The sequence below is a fragment of the Microbacterium maritypicum MF109 genome (genome assembly GCF_000455825.1).
In the GTDB taxonomy this organism is placed as follows: Bacteria; Actinomycetota; Actinomycetes; order Actinomycetales; family Microbacteriaceae; genus Microbacterium; species Microbacterium maritypicum_A.
Map to the genome: position 1 here is coordinate 220690 of NZ_ATAO01000206.1, position 15822 is coordinate 236511.

Here is a 15822-nt window from a genome sequence, read left to right on the forward strand (position 1 = left end):
GATGGACGGAATGACCGAGAAACCAGCGCCGCAGCGCGCCCTCCTGCCACTTTGGGCCGCTGTGCTCGCTGCCGCACTCGCCGCCCTGGTGATGGACCTGGCCTATCCTGAGGCCGCGATCTGGATTCTCGCCTTCCCCGCGACCGCGCTTCTGCTCGTCGCGCTGATCGGGCGCCGGTTCGGTGGGGCTCTGCTCGTCGGTCTCGTCTACGGCATCCTGTTCTTCGCGCTTCTCGTCTCCTGGACGTCGCGATACCTGGGACCTGTTCCCTGGGCCGCCCTCAGCGTGGTGGAAGGCGTACTGACCGCCGTCGCCCTGGTTCCGATCGCCCTCGCGTACCGTTGGATGCCGAAGGCCTTCCCCGGGACCGCAGGACGTCTCCTGGGGCTTCCCACTGTCATCGCCGCCCTTTGGGTCGCTCGGGAGCTGTTCATCGGCTCCTGGCCCTACGGGGGCTTCCCCTGGGCACGGATCGGCATGAGTCAGGCGGAGAGCCCTCTGGCATCCGTCACGTCCTGGGTCGGCGTCAGCGGTCTCAGTTTCCTGATGGTGCTCGTCGTCGCGATGCTGATCGAAGTCGTCCGACTGCGTGCATGGCGTGGTCCGCTCCTTCTGATCGCGCCCGCCGCCGTCCTCGCGGTACTGCTGTTCACCCCGCTCTTCCCGACGTCCCCGAGCGGTTCCCTGCGCATCGCGGCGGTGCAGGGGAACGGTCCCACCGGCTACTTCGATGACCGCGAAGCGTTCGCCGTCATCCAGGCGCAGACCGAAGCCACAGCGCCTCTTTACGGCGAGGATGTCGATCTCCTCGTCTGGCCCGAAGGCTCACTGGACGGCGACCCCTTCCAGATCGACGCCCTCGCTCGACGGATGACGCTCGTCGCCAATCGGATCGACGCCCCGTTGCTGGCGAATGCGGCCACCGGGCGCGACGACCGCTTTTTCAACACCTCCATGCTCTGGAACACCGACGGCTCCGCGACGCAGCTGCACGACAAGCGTCACCCTGTCCCGTTCGGGGAGTATGTACCCGACCGCGCCTTCTTCAACGCGCTCGCGCCCGATCTGATCGGGCTCATCCAGAGGGAGTACACGCCGGGGTCGAACCCCCCGATCATGGATGTGGGCGACGTGCGCGTCGGTCTCGCCATCTGTTTCGACGTGATCTACGACGACGTGATCTGGCAGGGACTGAACTCCGGTGCCGAGGTGCTGGTGTTCCAGACCAACAACGCCGACTTCCGCGGTACGGACGAGAACCTCCAGCAGCTCGCCTTCGCGCGGATGCGGGCGATCGAGACGGGCCGCAGCGTGGTGAACGTCTCCACGGTCGGCACCAGCCAGGTCATCCGCGCGGACGGCTCGACGGTCACCAGCCTGGACGCAGATGAGGCCGGAGCGATGCTCGAAGATGTCGAGCTACGGTCCGGCCTCACGGCGGGTGTCGTACTGGGCCCCTGGGTGCAGGCGATTCTGCTGTGGGGCGGTCTCGGCGCGCTCCTCGTCGGGTGGTGGCGCGCCAGGAGGCGCTAGGCGCCGATCTTCTCGCGGGTCGGGTCTTCGCCGGCACCGCGCCGGGCGCGGATGAAGGCGAGGCGCTCTTCGAGGAGCTCTTCGAGCTCGGCGCGGGTACGGCGCTCCAGGAGCATGTCCCAATGGGTGCGGGCGGCCTTCTCATCGCTGGCCTCGAGCGTGACGGCCTGACCGTCGACGTTCAAGCGCGCCTCGGCGCCGCACGCGCGGCACTCCCAGGTCTGGGGCGGCTCTGCATCCGCCGCGAACATCAGGTTCGTGACGTGGCCGCAAGTGTCACAGGTGTAGGTGGTCTCACGGCGCTCCATGAAAACGACGCCCTCTTCGCTCTGTAGGCTCTGGGCGCCGAGTCGGATGCCGCGCAGGCTGCGATCTGCCATTGTGTGGTCCTCTCGTCGCTGTCAGGTATAACGCTCCAGCCTGTGCGCTTCATCCACGCGCCCGCCTTCTCGGCGGAACTCACAGGTTAATCCCAGCGCCGGAGGTTATGGGGCGAGTCGGGAGTCAGTGGGGAGAGAGCGTCTTGAGAGCGAGATCCGCGCGATCGGAGACGATGCCGTCAGCTCCGAGGCCGACGAGTCGCCGCATGTCCTCGGGGTCGTTGACGGTCCACACATGAACCTCGACGCCGTGCCGGTGCGCCGCACGCAGGAGCGCGGGGGTCAGGACCTTCAGCGCGCCGTAACGCTCGGGAATCTGCAACGCGTCGATCTCGCGGAGCAGGCGGGCGGGGGAGAGGTGGAGTGCCGAGGCTCCCCGCAGGGAGGCGATCGTCCGGCTCCCTCCCGACGTCGCGGGACGGAGAGCGGCGCCGGCTCGCAGCACCGAGGCGAGGGCGGCACGGCGGTTCGCGTCGGAGAAGCTGGTCAGGAGGACGCGGTGGGTGTGATCGACCAGGATCGGGCCGAGGGGCTCGACGGCTGCGGCCGTCTTCACATCGATGTTGAAACGCACGTCCGGGAACGAAGCCAGCGCCTCCGACACCGTCAGGAGTCCGCCGTGGTCGGAGAAGAGCGTCCGCAGTTCGCGTGTGCGCACATCCTGGACCCTTCGGCTGTCGCCGATCAGGCGGGTCAGGGTCGTGTCGTGGAACAGCACCACATCGCCGTCTGCGGTGACCTGGCAGTCGGTCTCGATGTAGTCGACGCCCGCCGCGTGCGCGGCGGCGAAAGCCGCGGCAGAGTTCTCCCAGACGCCGGAGTCCTCGCCTGCCGCGGTGATCAGACCGCGGTGGGCGAGGACTCGGGGATGCCGCGTCTTCGAGAAGTACGGGTGCGTCACGCGCCCGGAAGCGTGTTCGTCGGGCCCTGGCCCGGCTTCGGGGTGAACGCACTGCCGATGCCTTTGAGCGCCTCGGTGAGTTCGCTCGGGATGATCCACAGCTTGTTGGACTGCCCCTCGCTGATCTTCGGCAGCATCTGCAGGTACTGGTAGGCGAGCAGCTTGTCATCCGGCTCGCCCTGGTGGATGGCGCTGAAGACGTTCTGAATCGCCTCGGCCTCACCCTGTGCGCGAAGCACAGCTGCCTGCTTGTCGCCCTCTGCCCGGAGGATCTCGGCCTGACGGGCACCCTCGGCCTCGAGGATCGCCGACTGCTTGGTTCCCTCGGCCGTGAGGATCGCGGCGCGTCGGTCACGCTCGGCGCGCATCTGCTTCTCCATGGAGTCCTGGATCGAGATGGGCGGGTCGATCGCCTTCAGCTCGACGCGGCCGACGCGGATTCCCCATTTGCCGGTGGCCTCGTCGAGCACGACGCGCAGCTGCCCATTGATGTTGTCGCGGCTCGTGAGTGCCTCTTCGAGGTTGAGGCCACCGACGACGTTGCGAAGAGTGGTGGTGGTCAGCTGTTCGACCGCACCGAGGTAGTTCGCGATCTCATAGGTGGCTGCGCGCGCGTCGGTGACCTGGAAGTAGACGACCGTGTCGATCGACACGACGAGGTTGTCCTCGGTGATGACCGGCTGCGGCGGGAAGGAGACGACCTGCTCGCGCATGTCGATCAGGGGGCGCAGGCGATCGATGAACGGGACGAGGACGTTCAGACCGGGGGTCAGCGTCTTGTGATAGCGCCCGAGGCGCTCGACGACCCCGGCCGTCGCCTGGGGGATGATGCGGATCGCACGGGCGACGGTGACCACCACGAAGATGATCACCGCGATCACGAGGATCCACAGGATCGCTGTGGGGATGAACGATGCGTCGTTCACGGGTTCTCCTAGTCGTTGACGGGACGGACGATGGCGGTCGCACCGTTGATCGCGGTCACGGCGATCGGAGCGCCCTGCGGGATCGGCACGGGCGTGGCGGTGCGAGCGGTCCAGGTGTCGCCGTTGGCGAGCTTGACCTGGCCGGAGATCTGAGTGATGTCGTGCAGCGCGATACCGCGCAGGTCGACGAGGGCGTCGACATTCGACTTGGTCGGATCTTCTCCGCGGCGCAGTCGCTTGAGGAGCGGGGGACGCAGGAAGAGGATGAACAGCGCGGCGGCGGCCGCGGCGATGATGACCTGCAGCCAGACCGGAACACCGATCAGGTCCGTGACCAGCCCCACGACGCTGCCGAAGCTCAGCATCAGGAAGGTGAAGTCCAGCGACAGCATCTCGATGACGAGGAAGACGGCGATCAGGACCAGCCAGCCGATCCATGCCCATTGGTCGATGAACGTGACGAATGTCGTGAAGTTGTCCATGCGGCCTCCTTTGTGGTCAACGTATCACGCGGGCACCGACGGATCAGGGTGCCACAGCGCGCGCTTGATAGTGTGAGAGGGCCGTGCGATCACGGCTTTTTCACGCATCATGAGGAGTCACCGTGACCGACGTTCTTCCCGCAGGATCCCTTGACGGCAAGGTCGCTCTTGTCACCGGTTCATCGCGAGGCATCGGCGCCGACACCGTGCGCTACCTCGCCGAGGCAGGCGCCGACGTCGTCATCAACTTCCGCAACAAGGCACCGCGTGCAGAGAAGCTCGCCGCCCAGCTCCGCGAGCTCGGCCGTCGCGCTCTCGTCGTCGGCGCGGACCTGACCGACCAGGCATCCGTCGCCGAGATGTTCGAGGCGATCCGCGCCGAATACGGGCGGCTCGACGTCCTCGTGCTCAACGCCTCCGGCGGCATGGAATCCGGCATGGCCGAGGACTACGCCCTCGCGCTGAACCGTGACGCCCAGCTCAACGTCCTGAACGCGGCGACGCCCCTGCTCGGAGACGGCGCGCGCGTCGTGTTCGTCACCAGCCACCAGGCGCACTTCATCCGGACCACGCCGACCATGCCGGAGTACGAACCGGTGGCACTCTCGAAGCGGGCGGGGGAAGACGCGCTCCGCGAGCTCATCCCCGGACTGACCGAGAAGGGGATCGGGTTCACCGTCGTCTCGGGCGACATGATCGAAGGAACGATCACGGCGACTCTGCTCGAGCGCGCGAACCCGGGCGCCATCGCCGAGCGCCGGGAATCGGCCGGCAAGCTCTACAACGTCTCGGAGTTCGCAGCCGAGGTCGCCAAGGCCGTCATCGACCCGGTACCGGCGGACAACACGCGCCTCGTCGGTGACGTGAGCGCCTTCGCCGCCGAGTAGCCAGGGCGCACAGATCGGCCCCGTCCTGCACGCTGCGGGACGGGGCCGTTCTGTTTTCAGACCGAGAGCATCAGCTCGTCGCTCCACCCTGCACGGCGGAGACGTATTCCTTCTCGTCTCGACCGAGCGTGATGGCGCGCACGATCTGGATGATTCCGAGCACGACCAGCGAGATGCCCAGCAGCAGCCAGAACGCGAAGCCGGCGATGAGCGGCGAGAACAACACGATGATTCCCGCGACGATGCTCAGGATCGCGTAGAGGACGGTCCAGACGCGCGAGCCGTCGCTGCCCAGCAGTGTGAGCGCGACGATCCCATCGACGATCCAGCTGACGCCGATGAAGATCACGACCACGAAGGCGAGCGTGGCGGCGGCGGCATTCAGGTTGAAGTACGCGATGACACCGGCAGCGATGTAGAGCAGGCCGAGGACGATGTGACCGACGCGCGCCCACCCGCCCTTCGCGCTCGAGAAGATGCCGAGTCCGACGTAGACGAGACCGGCGATGATGAGGTAGGTGGCGAAGATCGCCGTCACGATGACCGCGGACTTCACCGGCCAGACGAGGAGGACGATTCCGGCGAGCAGCGCCAGCACACCGGCGACGGCCAGCGTGACGCGGATCGACTTGAACAACGACTTGGCCTCCGTGAGTGGTTCAGACATGGTGGGGACCCCTTTCTGAGAAGATCCTGTGAGGATGCGCCCTCAGGATAGCGCTCCGCCGGGCCGGAGCGGGGGAGAAGCCGTCTTCCGCGTTTCGTTCCGTCATGCCGCGACTTCCGGGGACATGGCAAGATCAAGTCGTGACCGACGTCGACGAAGTTCGCCTCCGCGAACTCACCGTGATGAGGAGAGTCCGAGACCGCATCGACCGGGAGTACGCACGACCACTCGATGTCGAGGCGCTCGCCCGCGGTGTGCATATGTCGGCGGGGCACCTGAGCCGGCAGTTCAGAGAGGCCTACGGCGAGTCTCCCTACTCGTATCTGATGACCCGACGTATCGAGCGGGCGATGGCACTCCTGCGACGCGGAGACCTGACGGTGACGGAGGTGTGCTTCGAAGTGGGCTGCTCCTCGCTCGGCACATTCAGCACGAGATTCTCCGAGCTGGTCGGTGTCGCACCCAGCGTGTACCGTGAACGCGCTGCCAGCGTCGAGGGAATCCCCTCGTTCCAGGCCAAGCACGTGACCAGACCGATCAGGAATCGAGAAGCGCCGCGCACCGATGCGCACCTAACGTGAACACCATGAACATCAGCATCCACTACGCATTCCTCCCGCACACCGATGCCGAAGCGGCCCTCGCGTTCTATCGCGACGCCCTCGGCTTCGAGGTGCGCAACGATGTCGGGTACGACGGCCTGCGGTGGCTCACCGTCGGGCCCGAGGGTCAGCCGCAGACATCGATCGTGCTGCACCCGCCGGCAACCGATCCGGGCATCACGGACGCCGAGCGTCAGACGATCCTCGAGCTGATCGCCAAGGGCAGCTACGCGGCCCTCACGCTGGCCAGCGATGACGTCGACGCCCTCTTCGAGCGTCTCGTCGAACGTGGAGCCGATGTCGTGCAGGAGCCCATCGATCAGCCTTACGGTGTGCGCGACTGCGCGTTCCGCGATCCTGCAGGCAACCTGCTGCGTATCAACCAGGCCGCCTGACCTTCTCCACCGATCCCACGAAAGACGCCGATGACCACGGACGAGCACCCCGCAGACACCCACGACCTGATCCGCGTACAGGGTGCGCGCGAGAACAATCTCAAGGACGTCAGCGTCGATATCCCGAAGCGCCGTCTGACCGTGTTCACCGGCGTGTCTGGTTCGGGGAAGAGCTCGCTCGTCTTCGACACGATCGCGGCGGAGTCGCGGCGCATGATCGACGAGACCTACAGCGCCTTCGTCCAGGGGTTCATGCCGTCGGTGCCCCGTCCAGATGTCGACATCCTCGAGGGTCTGACCACGGCGATCATCGTCGACCAGGAGCGTCTGGGAGCGAACCCCCGATCGACCGTCGGCACCGTCACCGACGCCAACGCGATGCTCCGCATCCTGTTCAGCAAGCTGGGGCAGCCCTATATCGGCGGACCGACCGCCTTCTCGTTCAACATCCCGACGCAGAAGGCCAGCGGTGTCATGACAGGCCCGGGTGGAGAGAAGAAGATCGTGAAGGATGCGATCTACCTCGGCGGCATGTGTCCGCGATGCGAGGGCAGGGGAGCGGTGTCCGACCTCGATCTCGCCCAGATCGTCGACGAGTCGAAGTCTCTCGACGACGGTGCCATCATGGTGCCCGGCTACACGGCCGACGGATGGATGGTGAAGGGGTTCTCCCAGTCGGGCTTCTATCCCGCGGATAAGCCGATCTCCCAGTTCACCGACAAGCAGCGACACCTCTTCCTCTACGGCGAGGTCACGAAGGTGAAGATCTCCGGGATCAACATGACGTACGAGGGTCTCATCCCGAAGATCACGAAGTCGATGCTCTCGAAGGACCTCGACGCGCTGCAGCCGCACATCCGGGCCTTCGTGGAGCGCGTGGCCACGTTCGCCGTCTGCCCGGAGTGCGATGGGACGCGGCTCACCGAGGGGGCGCGGTCATCGAAGATCGAGGGTGTGAGCATCGCCGATGCGTGCCGCATGCAGGTGACAGACCTGGCCGATTGGGTCCGGGGACTCGATCTCCCTGGAGCCGGTCCGCTGCTGCAGGCGCTCAGCGCCAATCTCGACGCCTTCGTGACGCTCGGCCTCGGATACCTCAGTCTGGAGCGTCCGTCGGGCACGTTGTCCGGGGGAGAGGCGCAGCGCATCAAGATGCTGCGGCACCTCGGCTCATCCCTCACCGACATCACCTACGTGTTCGACGAGCCGACGATCGGTCTGCACCCGCACGACATCCAGCGCATGAACGGCCTGCTGCTGAAGCTGCGGGACAAAGGCAACACCGTGCTGGTCGTCGAGCACAAACCCGAGACCATCGCGATCGGCGACCACGTCGTCGACCTGGGGCCTGGTGCGGGCAGCGCCGGTGGTGAGATCTGCTTCGAGGGCACGGTCGAGGGGCTGAAGGCCAGTGGTACCAAGACCGGTGACCACCTCGAGGATCGGGCCCAGCTCAAGGAGGCAGTGCGCTCCGGAACCGGATCGATCGAAGTGCGCGGGGCCACGGCGAACAACCTCCAGGACGTCGATGTCGACATCCCGACGGGGGTCCTCACCGTCGTGACGGGCGTGGCGGGCTCGGGCAAGAGCTCGCTCATCCACGGGTCGGTGTCCAAGCGCGACGGAGTCGTGGCGATCGACCAGGCCGCGATCAAGGGCTCCCGGCGAAGCAACCCGGCGACGTACACGGGACTCCTCGAGCCGATCCGCAAGGCTTTCGCGAAGGCGAACGGCGTGAAGCCGGCTCTGTTCAGCGCGAACTCCGAAGGCGCCTGCCCCTCGTGCAAGGGCGCGGGTGTGATCATCACGGAGCTCGGCTTCATGGACACGATCGAGACTCCCTGCGAGGACTGCGGAGGCAAGCGCTTCCAGGCCGGGGTACTGGAGTACAAGCTCGCAGGCAAGGACATCACCGAGGTGCTCGATCTGCCGGTCTCCGAGGCCCGGGTGTTCTTCAGCGACGGGGAGGCCAAGCTGCCCGCCGCCACGGCGATCCTCGGGCGGATGGAAGACGTGGGACTCGGCTACCTGTCACTCGGGCAGCCGCTGTCGACGCTGTCCGGTGGCGAACGCCAACGCATCAAGCTCGCGATCCAGATGGGGGAGAAGGGCGACGTCTATGTGCTGGACGAGCCCACGACCGGCCTTCACCTCGCCGATGTGGACAAGATCCTGGGACTGCTGGATCGACTCGTGGATGCCGGCAAGACCGTGATCGTGATCGAGCACCATCAGGCAGTCATGGCGCACGCGGACTGGATCATCGACATCGGGCCGGGAGCCGGACACGACGGTGGCAGGATCGTCTTCGAGGGGACGCCGAGGGATTTGGTATCCCAAAAATCGACACTCACGGGGGAGCACCTCGCGCAGTACGTCGGAGCGTGAGAATGGTCGGAGCGCGTGCCCGCGCCCGCACTCCGACCATCACGCGTCTCCGGCGGCTCCGCCTTCGTCGACGCGCGCGATGATCGTGTACGTGCAGGGGATCAGATCCCGCTCGGCTTCGGGCCAGGCGTAGCCGCCGGACACCTCGACCATGCGATCGCTGAATCGCCACGGCAGCGTACGACCTTCATCGAAGTGGACGAGCCTGAGCCCTGCACGCAGCAGCGCACCGAGGATCTCGGACAACGGGTGCGGCCACTCGTAAGTGCGGGCGTGGTCGATACGACCGTCGCCGGCATATGTGCTGTCGTCGTCCCATTGCTGCGCGCGACCGGTCGCGAAGTAGGAATAGCGCGTGGTCAAGGTGTCCGCGTCCTCATCCAGCGCGTACAGGGCGGGATGACCGTCGCGGATGAAGAACATCCCGCCCGGACGCAGCAGCTGCACGATCTGCGCCGCCCACCGATCCAGGTCGTCGAGCCAGCTGATCGTCCCGATACTCGTGTACACGACATCGAAGTCACCGGTGACTGCAGCCCGTGCATCGAGCACATCGGTCTGCACCCACGTCGCATCGATACCCAGACGCGCGGCGAGGTCGGTCGCCGCACGGAGCGCAGACGGCGAGAAATCGACGCCGGTCACCGTCGCACCGGCGCGAGCCAGGGAGACCGTGTCGGTGCCGATGTGGCATTGCAGGTGACAGAGATCGAGGCCGGACAGACCGTCCGCAGGAAGGAACGAGGTCATCGTCGCGAGGTCGTCGCGAACGACGTCGCTGAGATGCGCGGGATCGTCGAACGCAGCGAGCCCATAGGCTTCCGTGTGCACCGGGACGCGATCCTCCCAGTTCTCCTGATTCGCGCGTCGCGCAGATTCCCAGTCGATGTCGACGTTGCTTCCGTTCACGAGGCGAGCCTATCGATCACCGCTCTCGGATCGTGAAAGAAAGCCGATAATGCACATTATGTCAGCTGAGAAGATCATCAGCGCCACCGGTGACAGATGCAGCTCCCGGTACCAGCACTCCCCCGTGCGATGATCGGTGCGTGCATCCAGCCACCCACGAGCCGCCCGGATATGCGTGTCCGTTCTGCAAATTCCAACAGGGTCTGTACGACCAACTCAGCATGCCGTCCGACGTGGTCGCCGTCACCGACCGTGCATTCGCTCGGATCGCGCCGAAGTGGTGGCCGGGGAACTCCGGAGCGGTCCTCGTCATCCCGCGGACGCACGTGGAGAACATCTACGACCTGTCACCGGAGGACGGCTTCGCGGTGTGGGATCTGACGCAGAGGGTGGCGATCGGCATCCGGTCATCCTACGGATGCGAGGGGACCTCCATCCGGCAGCACAATGAGCCCGCAGGAGACCAGGACGTCTGGCACCTGCATGTGCATGTGTTCCCCCGCTTTCCGGACGATCGGCTGTACCAACGACACGGAGACGCGGAGTGGGTGGATCCCGGCCGTCGCGAGACATTCGCGTCGAGACTCAGGGCCGTGCTGGGAATGCCGTTCGCGCTCGATTGATCGCCGGACTCGACCCGCCTGGCGGGCGCTGCAAGGATGGTTCGATGACTCTCACGGGCAGTGGCTCCACGCGTCTCGTCATCCTGCGCGGCGATGCCGCATCGGGGAAGACGACGACTGCGAGGGCACTGCGACCGGCACTAGGTCAACGGGTCGCCATCATTTCTCAAGACCACTTCCGCCGTGAGCTGCTGCACGACCCCAACCGGTTGAGACGCTCTCGAGCGGCGAGCATCCTGATCGTCGGCGCCGCCCGGCAGGCGCTGGACCTCGGTTACGACGTCATCCTCGACGGGATCTTCAATCTGCGCGACTACGCCGAAGCCTTCGAGAGCTTGTACCTCGACCATCGCGGAACGACAGGAATCTATCAGTTCGACGTCGGCCTCGAAGAGACGATTCGGCGCCATGCCGGAAGGCCTCTCGCGAACACTTTCGGGGAGGACGAGATCCGCCGATGGCACGACGGGTGGCAACCACTCCCCTGGTTCGATGAGCGACGGGTCGGCCCGGAGACGACCACCGATCAACTCGTGACGATGATCCTCGAAGATCTCGGCCACCGCATCGTCGACTAAGCCGGTTCCTCAGCCGCCGGATCAGCAATCGGCCACGGTGACCGGAGTCGGCTGTACACGAGCATGTCCCGGCGCTCATCGCCGATCTTCTGCCACGAATGAAGCAACCCTTCGCGCGCATAGCCCGCCTTCTCAGCAGTCCGGAGTGAGGGCCCGTTCGTCGGATCGATGTGCAGCTGCAGACGATGCAGATCGGCGAGGTGCCACGCCCATTCCGTGAGGGTTTGCAGCGCGCTGTAGGCGTATCCCTCGCCGCGTCGCGTGGGTCGGATCCAGTAGCCGACGGTCGCTCGACCCTGGTCCCGGTCACGAAGCCACAGCCCGATCTGCCCCACGCATTCTTCGTTCGCCTCGATCGCGAACGAGTAGCCGATACCCTTCGCTGCCCGCTCGTGCTGCCGGACCAGCCACGCGCCGGCGAGCCCGGGATCAGCGACGATGGGAACGGTGGTGACGTCGGTGATCGAACGATCGAAGGACGCCTCCAACACGGCATCGATGTCAGATTCCTCGAAAGGTCGGAGAACGATCTCGGGACCCTGTACCCGCGGAACGCTGAGTCCTGAGGTACCCGCGATCGCTCCGCTGTGCGGATCGACGAGATCACGGCGATAGGTGATCATGGGCTCGCCGCCGAGCGGGTGCGGGACAGGCTCCGAGACCGCCGCGAAGCCCTCCGATTCGTAGAGCGGGATGGCGGCGTTCCCTCGCCGCACCGCGAGTTCGAGGCTGAAGAAGCCGGCACCCGTCGAATACTGAATCGCATCGCGCAGCAGGGCACGACCACGTCCCTGCCCGGCGGATGACGGCATCACGGCGATCCGCTCCAACACGGCCGTCGTCTCGTCGTGTGTCTTCGGCGTGGTGAGAGCGAAACCCGCCAGAGGCTCCCCCGTGAGCGCGAACCGGAGGACATGGCCATCGAACAGCTTTCGCATGCGATCGGCGATCGAGCGGGAGTCGACATCCCCGTCACGGTGCCGGAGCGCGTGAATCCAGACGTCCACGCATCTCTCGATGTCCTCGGGGATGTCGCCCGCCACGATGTCCGTCATACCGGCAATCGTCGCACGCGCGACACCGGCGAAGCCACGGCTGACTCCTACTGCGTCGACCAGACTCCGAGCTCCGTGCCCGTCGGGTCGGCGAAGTGCAGGCGTCGCCCGCCGGGGAACGCGTACGGCTCTTGGAGGATCGTTCCGCCGGCCTTCTCGATAGCCGCCTTCGTGGCGTCGAGGTCTTCCGAATAGAGCAGTACGAGCGGACCTCCGACGGGACGCGGCTCGTCGGCCAGCATCAGACCGCCGGCTTCGTTGCCGTCGCCTCGTGGCGACACGATCCCGGCGTATCCGGGGCCGTAGTCGTTGAAGCTCCAGCCGAAGGCGTCACCGAAAAAGCTCTTCGACGCCTCCAGATCGGTGACGACGAGCTCGACGTAGTCGAGTGAGTGGTGCAAAGGGGAACTGGTCATGGCGCCACCGTAGCGACCCCGACCGACATCGAGCGGAGGTCGCCGAATGCGCGCCGTCGGAGGAGTAGCGTTGAGGCGTGCCGCAGGTCTCCCCCTCCCCCGTCTCGACACCGGGGTGGAGAGCCTGGGTGATCTGGTCGGTCGGAGTCGCCGCTTACGTGTTGGCCATCACGAACCGCACATCGCTCGGCGCTGTCGGCGTCGAAGCGGCCGACCGCTTCCAGGCGGATGCATCGACGCTCGCTCTTTTCGCCGTGGTCCAGCTCGCCGTGTACGGCGGAATGCAGATCCCGATCGGAGTGCTCCTCGATCGCTTCGGCTCGCGCCCGATCATGACCGTCGGCATGCTGCTGATGGCCGCGGGCCAGCTGACCATGGCCCTCTCCCCCAGCATCGGCATCGCGATCTTCGCGCGTGTCCTGCTCGGTGCCGGTGATGCCGCTATCTTCCCCGCGGTGCTACGACTCGTCGCGACCTGGTTTCCCGCCCAACGCGGGCCGCTCATGGTCCAGTTCACCGGCATCATCGGTCAAGCCGGCCAGCTGATCGCCCTGGTCCCGCTGGCCGCACTCCTGCACGCCACCAACTGGACCATCACCTTCGGCAGCATCGCGGGCCTCGGTGTGCTGTTCACCATCCTCGTGGCGCTGGTGATTCGCAACCATCCCGCAGAGCGCGGCGCCGACGTCACGGTGAACACCGATACCGGTGTCGTCCGCGTCGTCACCTCCGCCATAGATACCGGTGTCGGCATACGTGCCGCCTGGGCACACCCGGGCACGCGGCTGGCCTTCTGGTCGCACTTCACGACCCCGTTCGCGGGTACCGCGTTCGTGCTGCTCTGGGGAATGCCCTTCCTCACCGCGGCGGAAGGGCTCGACACGGCCCACGCCGCGGGAATCATCTCCGTATATGTCGTGGCCGGCATGCTTCTGGGACCCCTCATCGGCGACCTCTCCCGGCGGCTTCCGAATCACCGGTCGCTCGCGCTGGTGCTCCCCGCCGTCGGGGTGCAGATGGCAGCGTGGGTCGCTGTCATCGCTGTGCCCGACACCGCGCCCATCTGGCTCCTCTATGTGCTGGCGATCGGCCTCGCGACCGGAGGGCCCGCCTCCATGATCGCGTTCGACCATGCGCGGACGCACAACCCCACCCACCGTCTGAGCACCGCCACCGGTGTGACGAACGCGGGAGGGTTCATCGCCGCGCTCATCGCCATCTTCCTCATCGGCCTCGCACTCGACCTGCAGGGCGCCGGCACTCCCGAGACATACTCGCTCGGGGCCTTCCGGATCGCGTTCCTGATGCCGATCCCCCTCTGGATCATCGGCACGGTGTTCATCCTCATCGAACGCAAGCGGACGCGCATCCGGATGGGCCTCGATCCGGAACGTCGGCACTGAGCGCACCCTATCGGAGCAGGTGCTGCAGCGTCTCCACGATGAGCTCGACGCTGACGCGCTCCGGCACCTCATCGTCGCCCGCTTCGAACTCCGCGAGTTCGATCCCCCGGACCGAGTCGGACGGCAGCGCCGCGAAAATCGCCGCCACGTGGTGAGGCAGCAAGCCGCCTCCGACCCGGTAGGCGGCGGGGATGTACCCGGGTTCGAGCACGTCCCAATCGACGTGGATCCACACGGGACGTCCGGCGACGAGTTCGAGGACGCGCTCCGGCGTGCTCTCGGAAGGAGCGAGAACGGTGACCCCCGCTTCGGCGAGCAACTCACCCTCAGCGACGTCGATGTCGCGACCGCCGACCACGATCACCTGCTTCGGATCGATGCCGTCGCCGTGCCCACTGTCCCAGAGTCCGCACGCCGCGGCCAGGACCATACCGCCGAGATAGCCCGAATCCGTCGTATCCGGAGTGTTGAAGTCGCCGTGTGCGTCGATCCAGAGCACGACGGCGTCGGGATGATGCTCGGCAGCAGTGGGAAGAGTGCCGAGGCTCGCCGCGCAGGTGTTCGTGATCAGGAGGGGTGTCGCGCCCGTAGAGATGGCGTCGTGCACCGCTGCGCGCAATCCGCTCAGAGTCGCCTCCGCTTCGGGAAGAGCGACGGACCAGTCATCGACCAGGCCCGGTGTCGGGGTGCCGACGACGTGCGGTTCGATCTCCAGCAATGCCGAGACCGCGTCACCCACGCGTCGTGCCCCCACGAGCGCTCCGTCGGTGCGATCGGCCACTCGGCCTTGGGAGACGATGAGCGCGTAGGAAGGTGCCATGTCCCCAGCTTTCCATCCGCGGGATGACAGGACAAAACGTGGAGTGATGCGGACACGGCGGCCGCGCGGTACCGGCGTCTCAGCTCCGACGAGGCGTCCATCCGGAAGGCAACGGTCCATTCCGGACAGCACGTTCGCGGTCCGCGCGCGCGGACCAGCCCTGTGCACCGTCGACCGTGTCGAACGCACCCCGCGCCAGTCGGATCCCGACATCGTCATGGTGCATGCGAGGTGCTCCCCCGCGACGCACCGATGCGCGCACGCTCCACGCGTCGTCGGCGAACCCGCCGCCGCGGAAGACGCGGTAGTCGTCATAACGGGCGGGATCCAACAGGTCCCAGCACCACTCCCAGACGTTGCCGAGCGTGTCGAAGAGACCGTTGAGGTTCGGCAGCTTGCCGCCGATGTCCTGCGGAGAAGACACCCCGTCCGCACTCGTCCATGCCGCATCGGCAAGAGGCGCATAGTGCGGACCTGTCGACCCGGCGCGGCAGGCGAACTCCCACTCCGCTTCGGTGGGGAGCCGGTACCCGTCGGCGGTCGTGTCCCAGGTCACCTCCTCGCCATCGAACAGATAGACCCGATCCAGGCCCTCCCATTCGGATGCGGCGTTGCAGAAGTGGATCGCGCGCAACCAACTGAGGTCGGCGGCGGGGCGACGCGGGTGGCGCACCGGGATGCCCAGCACCTCGGTGAGCTGCTCCTCCGTCACCGGATACACACCGATCCGGAACGGCTCGAGTGTCACATCACGCCGCTCGTCACGACGCGCATCGTGCAGCGTCAGGACACCGGCGGGTATACGCGCCAATTCGAAGTCGCTCACCGATCCCCCGCAACCGAGGAACCGCTTCGC

At 66.3% G+C, this 15822-nt stretch carries 18 protein-coding genes; 8 read left to right on the plus strand and 10 right to left on the minus strand.

Translation table 11 applies throughout. The features are described 5' to 3' along the window. Position 1: 1 nt before the first annotated feature. Entirely contained in the window at positions 2-1534 is a 1533-nt protein-coding gene (gene lnt / locus L687_RS35355) for an apolipoprotein N-acyltransferase (protein ID WP_021200564.1), read from the plus strand. Here the strand turns inward: lnt and L687_RS35360 are convergent. The 4 genes from L687_RS35360 to L687_RS35375 all read right to left on the minus strand — a co-directional run bounded on the left by L687_RS35360 (position 1531) and on the right by L687_RS35375 (position 4223). Further along, complete coding sequence (locus tag L687_RS35360; protein WP_021200565.1) at positions 1531-1914, minus strand: RNA polymerase-binding protein RbpA; 384 nt, start codon at positions 1912-1914, stop codon at positions 1531-1533. The two genes, lnt and L687_RS35360, sit on opposite strands and share 4 nt — an antisense overlap. 124 nt (positions 1915-2038) lie before the next feature. After that, positions 2039-2815 carry a glycerophosphodiester phosphodiesterase family protein gene (locus L687_RS35365; RefSeq protein WP_021200566.1) on the minus strand — a complete coding sequence of 259 codons (777 nt, stop codon included), beginning with the start codon at positions 2813-2815 and terminating at the stop codon, positions 2039-2041. After that, on the minus strand, positions 2812-3741 hold the full coding sequence (locus tag L687_RS35370) for an SPFH domain-containing protein (RefSeq protein ID WP_021200567.1): 930 nt from the start codon (positions 3739-3741) through the stop codon (positions 2812-2814). Before L687_RS35370 ends, L687_RS35365 begins: the two co-directional genes overlap by 4 nt. An 8-nt stretch (positions 3742-3749) precedes the next feature. Next, a complete protein-coding gene (locus L687_RS35375) occupies positions 3750-4223 on the minus strand; it encodes an NfeD family protein (RefSeq protein WP_021200568.1) in 474 nt (157 codons plus the stop codon). 122 nt (positions 4224-4345) lie between these two features. Here L687_RS35375 and L687_RS35380 point away from each other — a divergent pair, with 122 nt between their 5' ends. Beyond that, positions 4346-5110, plus strand: coding sequence for an SDR family oxidoreductase (locus L687_RS35380; protein ID WP_021200569.1), 765 nt, complete (start codon positions 4346-4348; stop codon positions 5108-5110). A gap of 70 nt (positions 5111-5180) precedes the next feature. Here L687_RS35380 and L687_RS35385 read toward each other — a convergent pair whose 3' ends face one another. Next, positions 5181-5777 (minus strand): HdeD family acid-resistance protein, encoded by a 597-nt coding sequence (locus L687_RS35385; protein WP_021200570.1) that lies wholly within the window; start codon positions 5775-5777, stop codon positions 5181-5183. 104 nt (positions 5778-5881) lie between these two features. Here L687_RS35385 and L687_RS35390 point away from each other — a divergent pair, with 104 nt between their 5' ends. Genes L687_RS35390 through L687_RS35400 form a run of 3 tightly spaced genes read left to right on the plus strand, consistent with a single transcriptional unit; the run spans position 5882 to position 9162 of the window. Then, a complete protein-coding gene (locus L687_RS35390; protein WP_046398982.1) occupies positions 5882-6358 on the plus strand; it encodes a helix-turn-helix transcriptional regulator in 477 nt (158 codons plus the stop codon). A gap of 5 nt (positions 6359-6363) precedes the next feature. Continuing rightward, positions 6364-6774 carry a VOC family protein gene (locus tag L687_RS35395; RefSeq protein WP_029259226.1) on the plus strand — a complete coding sequence of 137 codons (411 nt, stop codon included), beginning with the start codon at positions 6364-6366 and terminating at the stop codon, positions 6772-6774. 30 nt (positions 6775-6804) lie between these two features. After that, complete coding sequence (locus L687_RS35400; protein ID WP_021200573.1) at positions 6805-9162, plus strand: ATP-binding cassette domain-containing protein; 2358 nt, start codon at positions 6805-6807, stop codon at positions 9160-9162. 39 nt (positions 9163-9201) lie between these two features. Here the strand turns inward: L687_RS35400 and L687_RS35405 are convergent, their stop codons facing one another. After that, positions 9202-10071 carry a class I SAM-dependent methyltransferase gene (locus tag L687_RS35405; protein WP_021200574.1) on the minus strand — a complete coding sequence of 290 codons (870 nt, stop codon included), beginning with the start codon at positions 10069-10071 and terminating at the stop codon, positions 9202-9204. A gap of 221 nt (positions 10072-10292) precedes the next feature. On the opposite strand from L687_RS35405, the gene L687_RS35410 reads away from it, so the two are divergent. Both L687_RS35410 and L687_RS35415 read left to right on the plus strand, forming a co-directional pair. Continuing rightward, positions 10293-10694, plus strand: a complete 402-nt coding sequence (locus L687_RS35410) for an HIT family protein (protein ID WP_021200575.1) — start codon at positions 10293-10295, stop codon at positions 10692-10694. Between the two features lie 44 nt (positions 10695-10738). Next, entirely contained in the window at positions 10739-11272 is a 534-nt protein-coding gene (locus L687_RS35415) for an AAA family ATPase (RefSeq protein WP_021200576.1), read from the plus strand. Here L687_RS35415 and L687_RS42205 read toward each other — a convergent pair. Continuing rightward, the gene (locus L687_RS42205; protein ID WP_021200577.1) at positions 11269-12327 is read right to left on the minus strand and encodes a GNAT family N-acetyltransferase; all 1059 of its coding nucleotides are present in this window, start codon (positions 12325-12327) and stop codon (positions 11269-11271) included. The genes L687_RS35415 and L687_RS42205 overlap by 4 nt on opposite strands. A gap of 47 nt (positions 12328-12374) precedes the next feature. After that, positions 12375-12743 carry a VOC family protein gene (locus L687_RS35420; RefSeq protein ID WP_031207654.1) on the minus strand — a complete coding sequence of 123 codons (369 nt, stop codon included), beginning with the start codon at positions 12741-12743 and terminating at the stop codon, positions 12375-12377. A gap of 77 nt (positions 12744-12820) precedes the next feature. Here L687_RS35420 and L687_RS35425 point away from each other — a divergent pair, with 77 nt between their 5' ends. After that, positions 12821-14146 carry an MFS transporter gene (locus L687_RS35425; protein ID WP_031207656.1) on the plus strand — a complete coding sequence of 442 codons (1326 nt, stop codon included), beginning with the start codon at positions 12821-12823 and terminating at the stop codon, positions 14144-14146. A 7-nt stretch (positions 14147-14153) separates the two neighbouring features. Here L687_RS35425 and L687_RS35430 read toward each other — a convergent pair whose 3' ends face one another. Beyond that, positions 14154-14966 (minus strand): arginase family protein, encoded by an 813-nt coding sequence (locus tag L687_RS35430; RefSeq protein ID WP_021200580.1) that lies wholly within the window; start codon positions 14964-14966, stop codon positions 14154-14156. 79 nt (positions 14967-15045) lie between these two features. Beyond that, complete coding sequence (locus L687_RS35435) at positions 15046-15792, minus strand: formylglycine-generating enzyme family protein (protein WP_021200581.1); 747 nt, start codon at positions 15790-15792, stop codon at positions 15046-15048. Positions 15793-15822: the final 30 nt, after the last annotated feature.

Excerpts from the sequence above, each read along its gene's own strand:
- L687_RS35430 (WP_021200580.1), bottom strand. The coding sequence starts at position 14,966 with ATGGCACCTTCCTACGCGCTCATCGTCTCCCAAGGCCGAGTGGCCGAT.
- L687_RS35395 (WP_029259226.1), top strand. The coding sequence starts at position 6,364 with ATGAACATCAGCATCCACTACGCATTCCTCCCGCACACCGATGCCGAA.
- L687_RS35390 (WP_046398982.1), top strand. The coding sequence starts at position 5,882 with ATGCCGCGACTTCCGGGGACATGGCAAGATCAAGTCGTGACCGACGTC.
- L687_RS35385 (WP_021200570.1), bottom strand. The coding sequence starts at position 5,777 with ATGTCTGAACCACTCACGGAGGCCAAGTCGTTGTTCAAGTCGATCCGC.
- L687_RS35420 (WP_031207654.1), bottom strand. The coding sequence starts at position 12,743 with ATGACCAGTTCCCCTTTGCACCACTCACTCGACTACGTCGAGCTCGTC.
- lnt (WP_021200564.1), top strand. The coding sequence starts at position 2 with ATGGACGGAATGACCGAGAAACCAGCGCCGCAGCGCGCCCTCCTGCCA.
- L687_RS35400 (WP_021200573.1), top strand. The coding sequence starts at position 6,805 with ATGACCACGGACGAGCACCCCGCAGACACCCACGACCTGATCCGCGTA.
- L687_RS35415 (WP_021200576.1), top strand. The coding sequence starts at position 10,739 with ATGACTCTCACGGGCAGTGGCTCCACGCGTCTCGTCATCCTGCGCGGC.
- L687_RS35360 (WP_021200565.1), bottom strand. The coding sequence starts at position 1,914 with ATGGCAGATCGCAGCCTGCGCGGCATCCGACTCGGCGCCCAGAGCCTA.
- L687_RS42205 (WP_021200577.1), bottom strand. The coding sequence starts at position 12,327 with ATGACGGACATCGTGGCGGGCGACATCCCCGAGGACATCGAGAGATGC.
- L687_RS35375 (WP_021200568.1), bottom strand. The coding sequence starts at position 4,223 with ATGGACAACTTCACGACATTCGTCACGTTCATCGACCAATGGGCATGG.
- L687_RS35410 (WP_021200575.1), top strand. The coding sequence starts at position 10,293 with ATGCCGTCCGACGTGGTCGCCGTCACCGACCGTGCATTCGCTCGGATC.